The sequence below is a fragment of the Pseudomonas sp. 44 R 15 genome, from assembly GCF_900004965.1.
Lineage (GTDB): Bacteria > Pseudomonadota > Gammaproteobacteria > Pseudomonadales > Pseudomonadaceae > Aquipseudomonas > Aquipseudomonas orientalis_A.
On record NZ_CVTU01000105.1, the window covers coordinates 20,519 to 37,897 of the forward strand.

Consider the following 17,379-nt stretch of genomic DNA (forward strand, 5'->3'; position numbering starts at 1 on the left):
TTCCAAAGTGACCCGCCGTCAGGGCGGAACCCTAAGCAGCCGTTACCGCAGAAACGGATATGTACTCGATCTGATCCAACATCCTGGTCGGCCCTGAGGCCGCCATCGGGGGCAAGTCGAATCGTCGCACCGCCCCTCCCACATTTGGACCTCGGAGTGTCAGGTAAATACGCGTTGGCTGTTCGGCCGTCATTGGGGGCAAGCCCCCTCCCACCAAAACCAACAAACCCAACCGAAGACCCCCCTCACGCCACCATAATAATCTTCGACACCAACTCCACCACCGTCTTGGCCTGCAATTTCCTCATCAACCGTGCCCGATGCACTTCAACCGTGCGGTGGGAAATCCCCAGGCGCAGGGCGATTTCCTTTGATTTGAGCCCGTTCACGATATGCATGGCAATCTCGCGCTCCCGCGGCGTCAAGTCCCCGGTGCCCTGGTGACTGCGGTCGAGACGTTCGAAGTGCCAGATCATCAGCTTGAACGGGTCCCTGGGCGTAAGAGTGTAGCCATGGGATTTGGCCCAGAACACCTCGCCGTTGCGATGCTGCATGAAGCGCTCGTCGGAATAAAAACCGTTGTCGCTGTCGAGCAACCAATCATGGCTGCGCTTGCCGATGGCGTGGTAGTCGGCCTTGGACGGGTAGATCAGCAAGGTCAACTGATTGACCAGCGCCTCGCGGGCATAGCCGAACAGTTTCAGGAACGCGTCGTTGCAGTCGAGTATCACGCGGTTGCTGGTGACCAACTGCGGAGCGGGGGACAGTTTGAACGCCAGGCGTTCGAGGTCTTGCAAGGGCTGGGTAAACACGGTCATGGGCATCCTGCCTCGTTGTTCAACTCACTGGCGAATACTTATCCTTGTAAAACTACTTATCCATGTAAGTAGTTACACGAATTGGCGTGCGGCCAGAGCTGGTTCATTGTAGGGGAAGTCCGGTTGAAGAACAGAAGAAATTGATTATGCCTGTTGATTGCGTGTCTATCGTTGCCGCTGGTCATTCGCGTTTTGGTCGTCTGGAAGGCACCACGCTGGAGGATCTGATTGTTCAGGTCACGCGTGAGGCCCTCAGCGATGCCGACCTTGAGGCATCGCAAATCGATGCGCTGTTCCTTGGCCACTTCAATGCCGGGCTGGTGCCCGACGGTTTTGCCGCGTCATTGCTGCTGCAGGCCGACCCCGGGCTGCGCTTCAAGCCGGCCACGCGCTGCGAAAACGCTTGTGCATCCGGTTCGGCGGCGATCCAGGCCGGGGTCAATGCGATTCTCTCCGGCAGCGCCGAGTTGGTGCTGGTGGTGGGCGCCGAAAAAATGACCCACACCTCCACGGCTGCCGTCACCCAGGCGCTGGCCGGTGCCGGTTACCAGAACGATGCCGCCGAGGCCGGCCTGAGTTTCCCGCAGCTGTTCGGTCGCGCCGCGCGCCAATACGCCGAGCGCTACCATAGCCCGCTGGGCTCGATGGCGGCGATTGCCACCAAGAATCACTCCAATGCCATGGCCAACCCGTTGGCGCAGATGCACCGGGAGATGAATTTCGAGCACTGCAACAATGTGTCCCAGAGCAACCCGTTCGTAGCCGATTCGCTGCGCCTTACCGATTGCTCGCTGATCAGCGATGGTGCGGCGGCGATCATCCTGGCTTCACCCAAGCGCGCGCGGGCGTTCCGTCGCGATGTGCAGATTCGCGCGATGACCCAGGTCAATGACACCTTGCCTATCGCCCAGCGCGACATCCTCGCGTTTGAAGGCCCGCAGCGGGCCATTCACTCCGCCTTGCGCGGGGCCAGTGTGACCCTGGCCGACCTGAGTTTCGCCGAGGTGCATGATTGCTTCACCATCGCCGAGCTGCTGATCTACGAAGCCATGGGCCTGGCGCCCAAAGGCGAGGGGCACCGTGTACTCGACAGCGGTGTGGTGCGCGCGGGCGGGCGCTTGCCGGTGAACCTTTCCGGTGGGCTCAAGGCCAAGGGCCATCCCGTTGGCGCGACGGGTGTCTCGATGCATGCCCTGGCGTTCCGGCAATTGACCGGCGAGCCGATCGGCCTGGCGGTGCCCAACGCGGAGTTCGGGCTGGTGTTCAACATGGGTGGAATGGCGGTGGCCAACTACGCCTCGGTCCTGCATGCGCGCCGGTACTGAGCCATGAACATCGCCAATTGGTTGCACGATACCCAACGTCGCGACCCGCAACGCCCGGCACTGTTCGACGGCGCCCGGCAAGTGGCCGACTACGCCACCTTCACCGCCCACGTGCGCCAGCGCGCCGCGCAGTTGCAGGACCAGCACGGCGTGCAGCCGGGGGATGCGGTGGCGGTGCTGATGAAAAACAGCTGCGACTACCTGGAGTTGCTCTACGCCATCTGGTGGATGGGTGCGGTGGCGGTGCCGATCAACGCCAAGCTGCATCCGACCGAGGCGGCGTGGATCGCCGATAACGCCCAGGCCCGCCTGATCTTTACCGATGGCGGCCGGGTGTTTTCAGCGCAGGACCTACCCCTGCGCTGCACAGAGCTCGATGGTCACGTGCTGCCGCCTGATGACCCTGGCGGGGCGACACGGGAGCAACCGGTGCCGCGCCAGGATCACGACCTTGCCTGGCTGTTCTATACCTCCGGCACCACCGGGCGTTCCAAGGGGGTGATGCTGTCCCATGGCAATCTGATCGCCATGTCGTTGTGTTACGCCACCGATGTCGATCCGGTGAGCGCCGACGATGCGGCGCTGTATGCCGCGCCGATGTCCCATGGCGCCGGGCTCTATAACTTCATTCACGTACGCTGCGGCGCGCGCCATGTGGTGCCGGCGTCCAATGGTTTTGACGCCGCCGAGCTGTTTGGCCTGGCGGCCGAGCTGGGCAGTGTTTCGCTGTTTGCCGCGCCGACCATGGTCAAGCGCATGGTCGAGCAGGCGCGGCGCCAGGGCTACAGCGGCGCAGGCATCAAGACCATAGTCTACGGCGGTGGCCCGATGTACCTGGCCGACTTGCGCGATGCTGTCGACACCTTTGGCGCCCGCCTGGTGCAGATCTACGGCCAGGGCGAGAGCCCGATGACCATCAGCGTGCTGCCCCGTGGGCTGATTGCCGACCGTCAACGCCCTGATTGGGCGACCCTGGCCGCGTCCGTCGGCCATGCGCAAGCCTGTGTGGAAATCCGCATCCTTGATACCGGGCACCAACCGCTGCCCATGGGAACGCGCGGCGAAATTGCCGTACGTGGCGCTACGGTGATGCAGGGGTATTGGCGCAACCCCGAGGCCACGCGCCAGGCCCTGGTCGATGGCTGGTTGCTGACCGGCGACATCGGTTTCCTCGACCCCGCCGGCTACCTGACCCTCACGGATCGCTCCAAGGACGTGATCATCAGCGGCGGCAGCAATGTCTACCCGCGCGAAGTCGAGGAGGTGCTGGCCCAGCATCCCGAGGTGTTTGAGGTGTGCGTGGTGGGTGAACCGGACCCGCAGTGGGGCGAGTCGGTGGTGGCGTTTGTGGTGACGCGCAGCGGCCAGCCCCTCGACGAAGCCGAGCTGACGGCCTGGTTCCTGGCGCGCATGGCATCGTTCAAGAAACCCAAGAAATATGTGTGGCGCAGCGAATTGCCCAAGAACAGCTACGGCAAAATCCTCAAGACCGACTTGCGGCAATCGCTCAAAGCGGCGAGTATCGCCGCGTTTTAGCATGGATCGACAAACAGACAAGGAGTCCCCCTCGATGGGCAATCACGCGCACGACACTGTCCGCAAACGCCGCCGCGCGTTTCTCGGTGCCACCTCCGGCCACTTGATCGAGTGGTACGACTATGGCGTCTACGGCTTTCTTGCCGTCTATATCGGCCAGGCGTTCTTCGTCTCCGACGACCCCACCACCAGCCTGCTGGCCAGTTTTGCCGCGTTCGCCCTGAGCTTCTTCATCCGGCCCCTGGGCGGGCTGTTCTTCGGCCCGCTGGCGGACAAGATCGGCCGGCGTAAAACCCTGATCATGGCGCTGGTGATGATGACCGGCTCCACGGTGATGCTCGGTTTGCTGCCCACGTACGCGACCCTGGGCATCGCCGCCCCGATTCTGTTGATCCTGGTGCGCTGTGTACAAGGCTTCTCGGCGGGCGGTGAAATCGGCACGGTCACCAGCTTCATTTCCGAATACGCCGGTCCCGGCCGACGCGGCTTTGCCACCTGCTGGTTGATGGTCACCGCCGTGCTTGGCCTGCTGCTGGGCGGCGCCGTGGCCAATGGCATGACCTGGGTGCTGGGCGCCGACATGATGCAGGACTGGGCCTGGCGCGTGCCGTTCCTGATCGCCGCGCCGCTGGGCTTCATTTCCATGTACATCCGCCTCAAGCTCGAAGACAGCCCCGAGTTCCTTGCCCTGCAACGCGCCGGGCAAACTTCTCGCGCACCCCTGCGCGAAGTCTGGCAGTGGAAGCGCGCGATTGCCCTGGTGTTCTTCATCATCACCTTGCACAGCTCGATCTTTTACCTGGTGCTGACCTTTGCCTCGACCTACATGGCCAAGATTCTCAAGTTCGACAGCGGCACCACCTTGCTTTATGTGTTCGTCGCCAGCTTCTCGGCGGCCTTCGTCATGCCGTTCGGCGGCGCCTTCACCGATAGGTACGGGCGCAAGCCGTTCCTGATGGTGATCGGCACACTGGCGACCCTGGCGATGTTCTGGCTGTTCAAGATGGCACCGACCGCCACGCCGGCAACCTTCTTCGCGCCGTTGATGGCGGTGGCGATTCTGTTCGGCCTGTACGCTTCGTCCACCTATGCGCTGATGAGCGAACTGCTGCCCACGCGCATCCGTTCCACCGGGATTGCCGTGGCGTACAACGTGCCCGTTGCGGTGTTTGGCGGCAGCGCGCCGCTGATCTCCACCTGGCTGATCAAGGTGACCGGTGACATCACCTCGCCCTGGTACTTCTATGTGGCGACCGGGGTGGTGTCGCTGATCGCTTTGGTGCTGCTGCGCAAGGAGGACTTTGTGGCCAGCACCAGCCCGGCGGCAGTGCCTGCGGCGGCGGCATTGGCTTGAGGGCGCGGTCGCCGGGCGTTGCATCGAGGCGTTAACTGCGCCAGGCTTGGCAGCCTGATCCCGGCGGAGCGAATGGCGTGCAGGCTACCCGATTGACCCTGATCTGCCATGCGGCCACGGCGGCGCAGAAACAGGCACGTTTTGCCGATGACGAGTCGCTGCTCATGGACTGGCAAAGCGCGCAACTGTCTTTGGCAGGCCATTACCCCAAGGCTGCGCGCCTGGTGTGCGGGCCGGAGGCACGAGCCCGGCAGACGGCGGCGTTATTCGGTGCGCAGCCGTGCATCGAAGAGTCGCTGCGCGACCTGAACCTGGGGCGCTGGAAAGGCCAGGCTCTCGGCGATCTCGACAGTGATCAGATGAACGCCTGGCTCACCGACAGTGCCGCCGCGCCCCATGGTGGCGAGACGCTGGGGCAGTTGTGCAGGCGGGTCGGGGACTGGATCAAGTCCCAGGAACGTCAGCCCGGCCATGTGCTGGCAGTGACCCATCCGTTCGTTATCCGCGCTGCGCTGCTGTTCGTCATGCAGTGCCCGGTCTCGATGTTCTACCGGATCGACGTTGAACCGCTGTCGCGCACCGAACTGCGCTTCAATGCAGTCTGGCGCCTGCGCCTGGAAACTCACGCCTGACGCCCCGATCATGGCAAAATCCACGCTCCGCAATGAGAGCAACCCATGAAACGCATCCTGATCATCGGCATCGGCGCCGGCAACCCCGACTACATCACGATGCAGGCCGTGAAGGCGCTGAACCGCACCGACGTGTTTTTCCTGATGGACAAGGGCCAGAGCAAGGACAAACTGATCGACCTGCGGCGTGAAATCTGCGAGACCTATATCACCGAGCCCGGCTATCGCTTCGTCGAGGCCGATTGCCCTGAGCGCGCGCGCGGTGATATCGACTACACCACCGCCGTGCGTGACCTCAACCGCGACAAGCAGCAAACCTTCGAGCGTATGATCAACGAGGAAATGGCCGACGGCGAAGTGGGCGCGTTTCTGGCCTGGGGTGACCCGGCGTTGTACGACAGCACCATTCGCATCCTGCAGGCGATCCTGGCCGACGGCCGCTGTGAATTCGAGTTTGAGGTGATCCCCGGCATCACCAGCGTGCAGGCCCTGGCGGCCCGGCATAAAGTGCCGTTGAACCGGATCGGTAAATCCATTGAAATCACCACCGGGCGGCGCTTGGCGGCGGGGCAGGCGAGTGATGCCGACACCCTGGTGGTGATGCTCGATGCCGAAGACTCCTACCGCAGCGTGGCCGATCAAGACCTGGACATCTATTGGGGCGCCTACCTGGGCACGCCGGACGAAATCCTGATCAGCGGCAAAGTGGCTGACGTGGCGCAAGACATCCAACGGGTACGCAAGGCTGCGCGGCTCGCCAATGGCTGGATCATGGACACCTATTTGTTGCGCAAACCCTGAGGGACAGTTTCCATGCTCAAATTGCTCGCGCTCACCCTGACCCTGCTGGCCGGTGTCGCCCAGGCGGATGCCGACCTGCACACCGACTTGCCGCTGTCGTACCTGGAGCAAACCCAGGGCGATTCACGCAACCAGCCGCTGGTGATTTTCCTGCATGGCTTTGGCAGCAACGAGGAAGACCTGTTCGGCATCAAGGATGCGCTGCCTTCCACCTGGACCTACCTGTCGGTACGTGCGCCGCTGCCGGTGGAGCCACGTGGCTATCGCTGGTTCACCAAGGCCCCCGGTGACGGTGACTACGATGGCGTGACCGCCGATCTGCACAGCAGCGCCAGGCTGATTGAAGACTTCGTGGCCAAGGCCACCGCCAAGTACCACACCATGAGTGATCGTGTGTTTCTGGTCGGGTTCAGCCAGGGAGCGATCATGTCCTATGAAGTGGGCTTGCGCAGACCCGAGCTGCTGCGTGGCATAGCGGCCTTGAGCGGCAGTGTGTTGCCGGTGCTAAAGGCCGAGCTCAAGCAGGATGAAGCGTTGGGCAAGCTGGCGATCTTTATCGGCCATGGCACGTTGGACCAGGCGCTGCCTTATGCGTTGGGGACGCGGGCGAATGCGGTGCTCGAGGGGATTGGGTTGAAGCCGGAATTTCATGGGTATCCCGGGATGAACCATACGATCAGCGAAGCGGAAATCCAGGATTTAAAAGCCTGGCTGGAGAAAAGTTTGAAGTGAAACGCAGTTGAAAATGTGGGAGGGGGCTTGCCCCCGATAGCGATCTTTCAGTCAAAGATATTGAGACTGACACACCGCTATCGGGGGCAAGCCCCCTCCCACATTGGAGATTGGCTTACTTGCCGCCGGTAATCTGCTTGACCAGCGCAGCATGCCCCTTCACATCATCCGCGCGCGAAATCGCCTGGATCACCAGCAGCTGATTGCCGGAACCGCCGAGAAAGGTGGAGTTCAACGTCTTGCCGCCGCCTTGGGTGGCGGTGCTGTCGACTTGCCGCAGGCCGAGGCCTTTGTAGGTGAGTTTTTTCTCGTTTTGCTTCTTGAAGTCGGGCAGGGCGGCGCTCTGGTTCTTGACGAAGTCGGCTACGGCGCCATCGAGGAACTGCGGGTCGTTGTCCTTGATGGCTACCCCATCGTTACGTACGGTTTCGGCGACGATCACCACGCTTTTGGTGGTAGCGTTGGCGTACAGGGTGCCCTGGGTATCGGCGGTGCCATCATCGGCTTTACCGGAAGGCAGGGTGTCGGCGGTGTAGGCCTTGGGCAGGTCGAAGGTGAACTTGCCGCCCAGGGTGGAGATGGTTTGCGTGGTCGCCTTGGAGGCAGCCCATACGCTGCCGGCGGTAAGCGCGAGGGCCAGCAGCAGTGCGGTCTTGGTGAACGTGGCCATGAAGCGCTCCAGAGATGAACGAAATTGCGGCGTATTCTGTCAGAAAAATCGCAAGATCGTTCACCTGCCACCTCACACCTTGTCGGACTCTTCTTGCAGTCGATCCATCTCGAACAGGCGCGCCAGTTCGGTACGGGCTTCCTGGGCAGTCTGCATGACTTTGGCCGCATCGTCGTACACCGCATGCTGGGCGGCGAGGACCTGCTGGTCGTGGGCCTTGAAGCGGTCGATGCGCGCATCGGCCTGAGCCTGGCTCAAGCCGAGGCCGACCAGGGTGCGTCGGCTCATCTCCAGGCTGGAATAAAAGGTTTCACGCACCGGTGAGGCGTCCAGGTCCACCAGGCGGTGTACGTGCTGGCGGTTACGCGCGCGGGCGATGATCTTCATGTGCGGGTAGAGGTTGCGCACCAGTTCGGCGGTCTTGATGTTGATCTCCGGGTCATCCATGGCGATCACGAAGAACTCCGCCTGTTCGACCTTGGCCGCATGCAGGATTTCCGGGCGTTGCGGGTCGCCGTAGAACACCGGCATGCCGCCGAAACTGCGGGTCAGTTCGATGGTTTCCACCGAGGTGTCCAGGGCAATGAACGAGACGTTCTGCGCGCGCAGGATACGCGCGACGATCTGGCCCATCCGGCCCATGCCGGCGATCACCACACGCGGTGCATCGCCTTCGATGGCGCGGTATTCCTCGGGTACGTCCACCGACTTGACCTTGGGTTTGAACAGCTTCGGGCATATCAACAGCAGCAGCGGTGTCACGGCCATGGACAGGGTGATGGTCAGCACCAGCACATCGTAGAGATGCGGCTCGAACAGGCCCTGGTCGCGCCCGATCTTGAACACCACAAAAGCAAACTCACCGCCGGCCGCCAGCACCACGCCCAGGCGCAGGGCACTTTCACGATTGAGCTCACCCACCTTGCGACCCACGGCGTACAACAGCGGCAGTTTCAACCCGATCAACAGCAAGGTCAGCCCGATCACCACCAGCGGTGTGCTGAGCAGCAGGCTGAGGTTGGCGCCCATGCCCACGCTGATAAAGAACAGACCCAGCAGCAGGCCCTTGAACGGTTCGATCTGGGATTCCAGTTCGTGGCGGTATTCGGAGTCCGCCAGCAGCAGCCCGGCGAGGAAAGCGCCGAGAGCCATGGACACGCCCACCAGTTCCATCAGCCAGGCGGTACCGATCACCACCAGCAACGCGGTGGCGGTGGAGACTTCGCGCAGGCCGGTCTTGGCGACGATGCGAAACACCGGGCGCAACAGGTAGCGCCCGCCGATGATCACTACGGCGATGCTGCCCAGGATCTGCAAGACGTGCTGCACGCCCTGGGCTTCGGTGGTCGGATGATCGCTGCCGGCCAGCAGCGGCACCATGGCGATCAAGGGGATTGCCGCGATGTCCTGGAACAACAGGATCGCAAAGGCCAGGCGCCCATGGGGTTGGTTGAGTTCCTTGCGCTCGGCCAGGCTTTGCAGGCCGAACGCGGTGGAGGACAGCGCCAGGCCCAGGCCCAGCACAATCGCGCTGTTCCATGACTGGCCAAACAGCCACAGCGCCACCACGCCCATGACCAGCCCGGTGAGCAGCACCTGGGCCAGGCCGACACCGAATACCGCCTTGCGCATCACCCACAAGCGTTTGGGCGAAAGCTCCAGGCCGATGATGAACAGCAGCAGCACCACGCCCAATTCGGAGAACTGCGCCACGCTTTGCGGGTTGCCGATCAGGCCCAGGACCGAGGGGCCGATGATCACACCGGCGAACAGATAGCCCAGCACCGCGCCCAGTTGCAGGCGCTTGGCCAGGGGCACGGCCAGCACTGCGGCGAACAGGAATACCACGGCTGCTTGTAACAGGTTGCCTTCATGGGGCATTACGAACTCCAGGATGCTCAAAACCAAATCGACTGGCGCGTATTAGAGCGCTTTTTACCGCGTGATAATTGTGTTTTTGCCGCGTGGGGTGGCATGTTTGCCTGGATTAGGGCATTGAATACACAGGATTACATCGGCATGTCGCGCAACTGCCACCCGCGCGATGGGCGGTGAGTTGGCGATCATTGCGACGTTTTCCGGTGGTCAGGTGAAGATCGATTATATTGGATAAGTCAACCTCATGAACCAGCTCCTTGCCCTACGCGCTTTCGTCCGTGTCGTCGACACCGGTTCATTCAGCCGTGCGTCTGACCAACTGGGGCTGCCACGTTCCACCGTCAGCAAGTTGATCATCGACCTTGAGAAGCACCTGGGCGTCCAGTTGATGCACCGCACCACCCGTGTCCTGACGCCGACGTCCGATGGGTTGGAGTATTGCCAGCAGGCCCGTCGCCTGGTGGCGGAGCTGGATGAAGTGGACAGTGCCATGCGCGGTCAGTTGCTCAAACCCGGCGGGCACCTGCGGGTGGATGCGCCGGCGTCGTTTGCCAACTGCCTGCTGATTCCCGCGCTGGTGGATTTTCATCGTGAGTATCCGGATATCACCGTCGCCCTGGGGATCAGTGATCGTGCGGTCAATATCGTGGGGGAGGGCGTGGATTGCGTGATCCGCGCCGGCAAGCTTGATGACATGGCGATGATCGGCCGCAAAGTGGCGGACCTGCAATACCTGACCTGCGCCGCGCCCAGTTACCTGGCGCGTCGGGGGCTGCCGGTATCCCCGGAAGACCTGGCGCACAACCACCTCAAGGCCGGCTATTTCTCTGCCGGGTCGGGTAAGGCCCAGCCGCTGGTTTTCGAGCGGGACGGCAGGTGCATCGAGGTGGGCGATTGCGCCTACTCCAGCAATGACGGCAACGGCCTCAAGGAAATGCTGCTGGCAGGCTTGGGCGTCGGGCAGCATTTCAAGTCAATCGTGCAGCACTACGTGGACAATGGCCAATTGGTCAGCGTGTTGTCGGACTGGTCACGCCCGGCCACGCCGCTGCACATTCTCTACCCACCCAATCGCCATCAGAGCGCGCGACTCAGGGTGTTTGTCGAGTGGGTGATTCATACGTTCGGGGTCAGGGAATAATCGCAGTCACGCGGATTTCCACGCGCATCGCCGGCAAGCCCAGGGCTTCGACACCCACCTGCGTCCAGATCGGCGCATGGTTGGGCATGTACTGACGGTAGTGCTTGACCATCGCCTCGTTGACCTCGGGCGGAAAACCGCCGACGTGGTAGGAATTGACGTGAATCACGTGCTCCCAGCACGTGCCGGCGGTCGCGAGGGTGCGTTCCAGGTTATGGAAGGCCTGGGCGATTTCGTCCGCCAGGTCGGCGGGAATCTGGAACTCATCGTCCCAGCCGCCCTGGCCTGAGGTTTCCACGCGATCGCCGACTTTTACCGCTTGCGAATAATGCAGGTGCTGGCGCATGTAATCGCCGTAGCCTGGGGTGACAAAAAATTCGGGCTTGCTCATGGTGATTCCTCGGTTCGGTAAAGGACTGAACCCAGGCTATAGCAGCCAATACGCGAACAAAATCCCGAATTTATGCCATGACTTTCCATCCACCTGGATAATCGGCGAATCCTTGTGGGGTGGCTGCGGTGCAGGTTCACGCAAGAAAGAGGGCGCCAGCGCAGGCCTTTTCCCCCTGCGGCACGACGTTCAACCCTGGCCTTTGATACTATCCTCCTCCCTCGTCACCAGGAGTCACCGCCCCATGCAGCACCAGTGGGATGAAATGCACCGTACCCGCAAGCCCACGTTTGTACTGTGCGGCGAGCCCCAGGGGGACGTGCTCAATCTCTATGTTCACGGTTATTCGGCGTTTTTCAGCCGGCAGCAGTTGGCTGGCTTCAAGGAACAGTTGGCGGGCATTGAAGGCTCGACCAACCTGATGCTGTTCTGGCCGGCGGGGCACTTTCTGGAAAACCTGTTTGCGCCGTTCAAGGAGGTGATCGCCTCGATGCTGGGCGGAGGCGGCCTGGGCGCGGCGACGGTGGGGGTGGGCAAGGCGATTGCTTACTTTCTCGACCATTACAAAAGTGTCGAGGCGCGTGTCGATGAAGTGGCCAGGACCTTGTTGCCCGAGCTGGCGAGCTACCTGCACTCCGAATCGCTCCAGGTGCGGCAAATCAATCTCATCGGTCACTCTCTGGGTGCGCGGATCGTGGTCAAGAGTGTGCTGGCCAGCCCTGAAATCGCCCATGAACTGCCGTTGAACAATCTGTTGCTGATGGGCGGGGCGATTTGTACGTCGAGCCCGTGGGAGGCGGTGACGGCGCCGCTCAGGGGGCGGGTGATCAATTGCCACTCCAGCAAGGACTGGGCACTGGCGATGAAGCCGGACACCGAGCGTTGCATTGGCCGCTATGCCATCGCAGTGACGCCGGCCCTGAAGGCCAAGGTCACCAATGTTCACCTGGCCAGTTTCGACCATGCCGCCTACTGGCCGCAGTTGAAAACAGTGGTGCAGTACACCGATCTGCTGCAGGAGCGCCGGGGCCTGATCCGCGCTGACCTGCGCAGCAGTGAAGTGCGCTTTGCCGAAGAGGATGCGGACTTGTTCCCGATCCTGATGCAGGCGCGACCGGATGAGTTGAAATTTCTCGCCGAGTTGATGGCACAAAAGCGCAGTGCCTCGATTGATGCCGGAGTGCGCGAACCGCGCAAGCTCGCCATCGAGTTGCAGCGCATGGGCGGCGACAGCTTTATGAACCTGGCCCGTGGTCACGGTGTGGCCTATCGGCAGATCGCCGAAGCGGTGGCGCAACGCCTGGGCATCAAGTTCGACGATGCCGTTGCCAGCGTTGCCCTGGCGGATATCGAAGCGCAGGTTGCGCAAACGCTGATCGAGCAGTACCAGGACAAACTCAGCGCTGCCGACCGTCAGGCGTTCGAGGCCGAACTCAAGGCCGCGATGCACAAAGAGCAAGGCTTGTTCAGGCGTTTCAACGTTGGCCGTTCGGCCACCACCGCCTTGAGCGGCACCGCATTGGCCGGGCTTACCGGGTTTATTGTGCGACGCGGTGCCGCCACGGCGATTCCGGTGGTGGGCCAGGCGGTGGCGGCCGCGATGTTGCTGGTCAGCGGCGTACGGGCGTTTTCCGGGCCGGCTTATTCGATCACAACCCTTGCGGTGCTGGTGGTCGGCGTGATTCGCCAGCGCCTGGAACGTGAGGCGCTGAATCAGGAACTGGACCTGGTGGTGCAAGTGGTTGAAACGTTTGACCTGCCCCGGGAGACGGTGATGCGCTCGGTCGCGTCGGACTGCTAAGCTGGCGCCCTGACTTGTGTGTTTGCCTGGGATACCGCGTGAAATTCAGCCTGCCGAAAATTGCTACCGCCCCCTTCTGCCCGCCGGAAGTGGCCGGCTCCGTTGCCGTTGACCCCAAAGCGTCGTTTTTCAAGCGCGCCCTGATGTTCGCCGGCCCCGGCCTGTTGATCTCCATCGGCTACATGGACCCCGGCAACTGGGCGACCGCCATCGAAGCCGGGTCGCGCTATGGCTACAGCCTGTTATTTGTAGTGTTGCTGGCGAGCCTCGCGGGGATGGCGGTGCAGTGCCTGTGCTCGCGGCTGGGTATCGCGACCGGCAAGGACCTGGCGCAACTGTGCCGCGAGCGCTACAGCAAGCGCTCGGCACGCACACAGTGGGCGCTGGCGGAAATTTCCATCATCGCCACCGACCTCGCCGAGGTGCTCGGCTGCGCCCTGGCGTTTCACCTGCTGCTCGGTGTGTCGCTGACCACCGGTATCGTCATCACCGCCTTCGACACGTTGTTGATCCTGGCCTTGCAGAACCGTGGTTTCCGCCGATTGGAAGCAATCATGCTGGCGCTGGTTGCGACCATCGGCGTGTGTTTCTTCATCGAACTGGTGTTGATCAAACCCTACTGGCCGGACGTGTTCAGTGGCTTCACCCCATCCCTGTCAGCCATCAGCGATGCCGCGCCGCTGTACCTGGCCATCGGTATCCTCGGTGCGACCGTGATGCCGCATAACCTCTACCTGCACACCTCCATTGTGCAGACCCGCCTGATCGGCAAGGACCTGGCCAGCAAACAGGACGCGGTCAAGCTGGCACGCATCGACACCATCGGCTCGCTGGCCCTGGCCCTGCTGGTCAACGCGGCCATCCTGGTGCTGGCCGCCGCAGCGTTCCACAAGACCGGCCATACCGACGTGGTGGAAATTCAGGACGCCTATCATCTGCTCGACCCGCTGGTGGGCGGCGCGTTCGCCAGCATCCTGTTCGGCATCGCCTTGCTGGCCTCCGGCCAGAGTTCGACCTTCACCGGCACGATCGCCGGGCAGGTGATCATGGAGGGCTACCTGAACCTGCGCATCCCGTGCTGGCAGCGCCGCCTGATCACCCGTGGGCTGGCGCTGATCCCGGCGTTTCTCGGGGTGTGGCTGATGGGCGACGACGCCATCGGCAAGCTGCTGATTCTGAGCCAGGTGGTCCTGAGCCTGCAGTTGCCCTTCGCGCTATACCCGCTGATCCGCATGACCGGCGACAAGCAACTGATGGGACCGTTCGTTAACCGCCTGCCCACCCGATTGCTGGCATGGTTTTTATTTGCGGTGATCAGTGGAGCGAATGCCTGGTTGATCGGGCAGTGGGTGTTCTGAGTGATCTGTCTGTTGCTGGGTCATGACCTACACCAGAATGGCGAGAGGGCTGTAATGGGCAACTTGCGGATCAGAGGTCAACAGTTTCATGGGTTCACTGATTGCTGTGGCGACAATCAGTCGATCGAAGGGATCTTTGTGATGTGGCTCGAGCTCCTTGACCGCAATAGCGTGCTCTGAGGTGATCGGCAATTGGATAAACCCGCTCTCCAAACAGTGATCACGGATTTCGTCCAGATCGACATCGAGCTTCCCCATGCTGACCTTGATGGCCATTTCCCAGAATGTCGCGGCGCTCACGTAAACATCGGCGGCATTTTCAATCAATCTGAGCGCTTTGCTGGATAACCTCGGGTCATCATTGAGTGACCAAAGCAGAATATGGGTATCCAGCAGCACCCTCATGAATGGGCACCTTCGAACGCATCCAGCAGGTCTTTCGACAGCGGCGCGTCGAAGTCCTGGGGGATCACCAGCTTGCCTTTCATCGCACCGATTCGCCGAGCCTTGGACTTGCCGATGGGAACAAGCTGCGCCATTGCGCGGCCGTGCTTGGCGATGGTAATGACTTTGCCGGCGGCAGCCTCATCGACCCATTTCGACAGATTATTTTTTGCCTCGCCCAAAGGTATGATGGTCATCTGGTTTTCCCCGTGTTTTGGCCAAAAACAGCCAAAACTACGTGAGCTATCAAAAATGGCTGAACCACCTGCTGAAGCCGCTCGTTCAGTGGGCGACGGTTTGCAGTACATGACATCCATGGCATTACTCCAAAATAGGTTTCGCCGAGAGTCTGCCGCAGCTCGGCGTACCAGGGAATGCTGGCCCGGAAAAACAGAATCAGCCTACATTTTTCCGTAGGAATTCCCCTCACAGATGTCCGTTCGACGTTCAGGGGAACTCACCGATCCCAATACGGCACCGTCCCAAAACACTCCACGAAATAATCGATCACCGTGCGCACCTTGAGCGAGAGCCTGCGGCTGCCCGGCCATAACGCCGCGATCTGCTGGGGCTCCAGGGTGGTTGCCACCTCGTACTCGGTCAGCACCGCCTGCAAGGTACCGGCGCGCAGGCTCTCGCCGATCAGCCAGGAGGGAAACACCACCAGCCCCAGGCCTTGCTCGGCGGCGTGGGTCAGGGTGTCGGCGTGGTTGCCGGTAATCGGGCCCTTGACGCTGTAGGCGCTCCAGTCGCCCTGGTCGCGACGCAAGAACCAGCGCTCCTGGCCTTTGATGCCCTTGTAGGCCAGGCATCGGTGATTGACCAGTTCGTCGGGATGGCGCGGCGTGCCGTGCCGCGCCAGGTAGGCGGGGCTGGCGGCGAGGCGAAAGCGTTGCGGCGCGAAGATCCGCGCCTGCATGCTGGAATCATTGAGTACGCCGATGCGAAACAGCAGGTCGGTGCCGTCTTGCAGCGGGTCGACGAAGGTATCGGTTTGCTGGATGTCCAGTTGCAGCTTCGGATAGCGTCGGCACAGTTCCCCCAGCCACGGCGAAAGGTGGCGCTGGCCGAACACCATTGGCGCATTGATGCGCACCAGTCCGCTGGGTTCGCTGTCCTGCTCTTGCAGGGCCTGGCTGGCAGTCTCCAGTTGCTCGAGCATCAGCCGCGCATGCCGCCCGAGCAGGCGACCGGCTTCGGTGGGGCTCACGGCGCGGGTGTGGCGGTACAGCAACTGCTGGCCGAGGGCTTGCTCCATCAGTTGGATCTGCCGCGAAATGGAGGAGGGCGCAAGGCCTTCGCGGCGCGCTACCTCGGAAAAACTGCCTTGGTCCAGCACCGCGACGAACAGGCGCAGCGCCTTGAAACTCAACTCGTTCAAACCTTGCATGGCGGCTCCGGGCTGTGCGTTTTGCGCAAAGGTGTTGTCTGCATGCTGCCATTTATCGCACAACTCGACCACCGGATAATGCACCCCTGTTTTTTTCTTGAAGTGCGGGTGATGTATGCAGGCAGGTTCTATCGAAGGTACGGCCCAGTCGCGGCCGAAGCGGAACATGCTTCGGTTGCTGTTGCTGCCGTTGGTCATCCTGGCAGGCATGGGCCTGTCGGTGGAGGCCGGTTTGCTCGGGCCATTGGGGGGGCAGGTCGGGCATTTATGGGCCACGTTGAGCATCTTTGGCGTCGGCTCGGCGATCCTGTTTCTGCTGTTGTTGTTCAGCGGCCCGCAAAAGGGCCCGGCTTTCACGCAACTGCCGCGCTGGCAGTTGATCGGCGGTTTCCTGGGGCCGATGTACGTGGTGGTGCTGACCCTGGCCACGCCCCATATCGGTGTGGCCATGACGATGATTGCGATCCTCTCCGGCCAAGTGGGCAAGAGCGTGCTGATCGACCATTTCGGCTGGTTCGGCACGGCGCGCAAGCGGGTCAATGTGGAGCGCTGGATAGCCCTGGCGTTGATTGTGGCGGCACTTGTTCTGATTGCACGAGGGTAAGGCGATGAATCTGATTGTGTTGTTGGTCGTGGTGGTCGCCGCAGGTGCGGTATTGAGCGTGCAGGCCGCCATCAACGGTCGTCTGGGCCAGACCGTCGGGGTGTTGCGCAGTAGCCTGCTGACCTTTGCGGTCGGTGCGCTCACCACCGCGCTGCTGATTTTTTTCTTTGAGCCCGCCCAGGCTGTCAGTTTGCTGGAGGTGCCCAAGTGGCAGTTGACCGGTGCCCTGTTCGGCGTGGTGTACATGATGGTAATGGTCGGCGCCGTGCCGGTGGTGGGTACGGCGGTTGCCACGGTAGCGGTGATCGTGGGGCAATTGGGCATGGGCATGCTGATCGACAACTTCGGCTGGCTGGGCAACCCCGCGATCGAGTTGTCCGGTAGCCGGATCGTGGCGATGCTGTGCCTGGCCCTGGCCCTGGTGTTCATGTATCGCAGCAATACGCGTCAGGCTGACTGACGGCGCTGAACCTTGGCGCCGTGCCTGGAGTCACTGTTTAAGGT

At 61.9% G+C, this 17,379-nt stretch carries 19 protein-coding genes; 12 read left to right on the forward strand and 7 right to left on the reverse strand.

The genetic code is table 11. The features are described 5' to 3' along the window. Positions 1-245: 245 nt before the first annotated feature. Positions 246-818: a LuxR C-terminal-related transcriptional regulator gene (locus BFP93_RS18785; protein ID WP_065884721.1), complete on the reverse strand. Its 573-nt coding sequence runs from the start codon at positions 816-818 to the stop codon at positions 246-248. A 146-nt stretch (positions 819-964) separates the two neighbouring features. Between BFP93_RS18785 and BFP93_RS18790 the strand changes: the two genes are divergently transcribed. The 6 genes from BFP93_RS18790 (at position 965) to BFP93_RS18815 (ending at position 7,198) form a co-directional block, all read left to right on the forward strand. Next, on the forward strand, positions 965-2,143 hold the full coding sequence (locus BFP93_RS18790; RefSeq protein ID WP_065894253.1) for an acetyl-CoA acetyltransferase: 1,179 nt from the start codon (positions 965-967) through the stop codon (positions 2,141-2,143). Positions 2,144-2,146: 3 nt separating this feature from the next. Continuing rightward, on the forward strand, positions 2,147-3,679 hold the full coding sequence (locus tag BFP93_RS18795; RefSeq protein ID WP_065894256.1) for a class I adenylate-forming enzyme family protein: 1,533 nt from the start codon (positions 2,147-2,149) through the stop codon (positions 3,677-3,679). Between the two features lie 34 nt (positions 3,680-3,713). Next, a complete protein-coding gene (locus BFP93_RS18800) occupies positions 3,714-5,033 on the forward strand; it encodes an MFS transporter (RefSeq protein ID WP_065894258.1) in 1,320 nt (439 codons plus the stop codon). A 77-nt stretch (positions 5,034-5,110) separates the two neighbouring features. Then, positions 5,111-5,665 carry a histidine phosphatase family protein gene (locus BFP93_RS18805; protein ID WP_065894259.1) on the forward strand — a complete coding sequence of 185 codons (555 nt, stop codon included), beginning with the start codon at positions 5,111-5,113 and terminating at the stop codon, positions 5,663-5,665. Positions 5,666-5,710: 45 nt separating this feature from the next. Continuing rightward, entirely contained in the window at positions 5,711-6,466 is a 756-nt protein-coding gene (gene cobF / locus BFP93_RS18810; protein ID WP_065884716.1) for a precorrin-6A synthase (deacetylating), read from the forward strand. A 12-nt stretch (positions 6,467-6,478) separates the two neighbouring features. Beyond that, positions 6,479-7,198, forward strand: coding sequence for an alpha/beta hydrolase (locus BFP93_RS18815; protein WP_065894260.1), 720 nt, complete (start codon positions 6,479-6,481; stop codon positions 7,196-7,198). A gap of 115 nt (positions 7,199-7,313) precedes the next feature. Here BFP93_RS18815 and BFP93_RS18820 read toward each other — a convergent pair whose 3' ends face one another. Together BFP93_RS18820 and BFP93_RS18825 are read right to left on the reverse strand one after the other, a co-directional pair. Further along, a complete protein-coding gene (locus BFP93_RS18820) occupies positions 7,314-7,868 on the reverse strand; it encodes a hypothetical protein (protein ID WP_065894261.1) in 555 nt (184 codons plus the stop codon). A gap of 72 nt (positions 7,869-7,940) precedes the next feature. Then, positions 7,941-9,749 (reverse strand): monovalent cation:proton antiporter-2 (CPA2) family protein, encoded by a 1,809-nt coding sequence (locus BFP93_RS18825; protein ID WP_065894262.1) that lies wholly within the window; start codon positions 9,747-9,749, stop codon positions 7,941-7,943. Between BFP93_RS18825 and BFP93_RS28595 the strand changes: the two genes are divergently transcribed. Then, positions 9,741-9,923 carry a hypothetical protein gene (locus BFP93_RS28595; RefSeq protein WP_130138709.1) on the forward strand — a complete coding sequence of 61 codons (183 nt, stop codon included), beginning with the start codon at positions 9,741-9,743 and terminating at the stop codon, positions 9,921-9,923. The genes BFP93_RS18825 and BFP93_RS28595 overlap by 9 nt on opposite strands. A 67-nt stretch (positions 9,924-9,990) precedes the next feature. Next, a complete protein-coding gene (locus BFP93_RS18830) occupies positions 9,991-10,887 on the forward strand; it encodes a LysR substrate-binding domain-containing protein (protein ID WP_065894264.1) in 897 nt (298 codons plus the stop codon). Here BFP93_RS18830 and BFP93_RS18835 read toward each other — a convergent pair. Beyond that, positions 10,877-11,278: a RidA family protein gene (locus BFP93_RS18835; protein ID WP_065884711.1), complete on the reverse strand. Its 402-nt coding sequence runs from the start codon at positions 11,276-11,278 to the stop codon at positions 10,877-10,879. The genes BFP93_RS18830 and BFP93_RS18835 overlap by 11 nt on opposite strands. A 244-nt stretch (positions 11,279-11,522) precedes the next feature. On the opposite strand from BFP93_RS18835, the gene BFP93_RS18840 reads away from it, so the two are divergent. Beyond that, the gene (locus tag BFP93_RS18840) at positions 11,523-13,079 is read left to right on the forward strand and encodes a DUF726 domain-containing protein (protein WP_065894266.1); all 1,557 of its coding nucleotides are present in this window, start codon (positions 11,523-11,525) and stop codon (positions 13,077-13,079) included. A gap of 38 nt (positions 13,080-13,117) precedes the next feature. Next, positions 13,118-14,437 carry an Nramp family divalent metal transporter gene (locus BFP93_RS18845; RefSeq protein WP_065894268.1) on the forward strand — a complete coding sequence of 440 codons (1,320 nt, stop codon included), beginning with the start codon at positions 13,118-13,120 and terminating at the stop codon, positions 14,435-14,437. 27 nt (positions 14,438-14,464) lie between these two features. Here the strand turns inward: BFP93_RS18845 and BFP93_RS18850 are convergent, their stop codons facing one another. From BFP93_RS18850 to BFP93_RS18860, 3 genes are all read right to left on the reverse strand, one after another. After that, a complete protein-coding gene (locus tag BFP93_RS18850; protein ID WP_065894269.1) occupies positions 14,465-14,842 on the reverse strand; it encodes a type II toxin-antitoxin system VapC family toxin in 378 nt (125 codons plus the stop codon). Beyond that, positions 14,839-15,198, reverse strand: a complete 360-nt coding sequence (locus BFP93_RS18855) for a type II toxin-antitoxin system Phd/YefM family antitoxin (protein ID WP_170876043.1) — start codon at positions 15,196-15,198, stop codon at positions 14,839-14,841. The genes BFP93_RS18850 and BFP93_RS18855 overlap by 4 nt, the downstream gene beginning before the upstream one ends. A 140-nt stretch (positions 15,199-15,338) precedes the next feature. Further along, positions 15,339-16,271 (reverse strand): LysR family transcriptional regulator, encoded by a 933-nt coding sequence (locus BFP93_RS18860; RefSeq protein WP_065884706.1) that lies wholly within the window; start codon positions 16,269-16,271, stop codon positions 15,339-15,341. Positions 16,272-16,386: 115 nt separating this feature from the next. On the opposite strand from BFP93_RS18860, the gene BFP93_RS18865 reads away from it, so the two are divergent. Continuing rightward, entirely contained in the window at positions 16,387-16,875 is a 489-nt protein-coding gene (locus BFP93_RS18865) for a DMT family transporter (protein ID WP_065894272.1), read from the forward strand. Positions 16,876-16,879: 4 nt separating this feature from the next. Next, positions 16,880-17,335, forward strand: coding sequence for a DMT family transporter (locus BFP93_RS18870; RefSeq protein ID WP_065884704.1), 456 nt, complete (start codon positions 16,880-16,882; stop codon positions 17,333-17,335). Positions 17,336-17,379 lie beyond the last annotated feature (44 nt).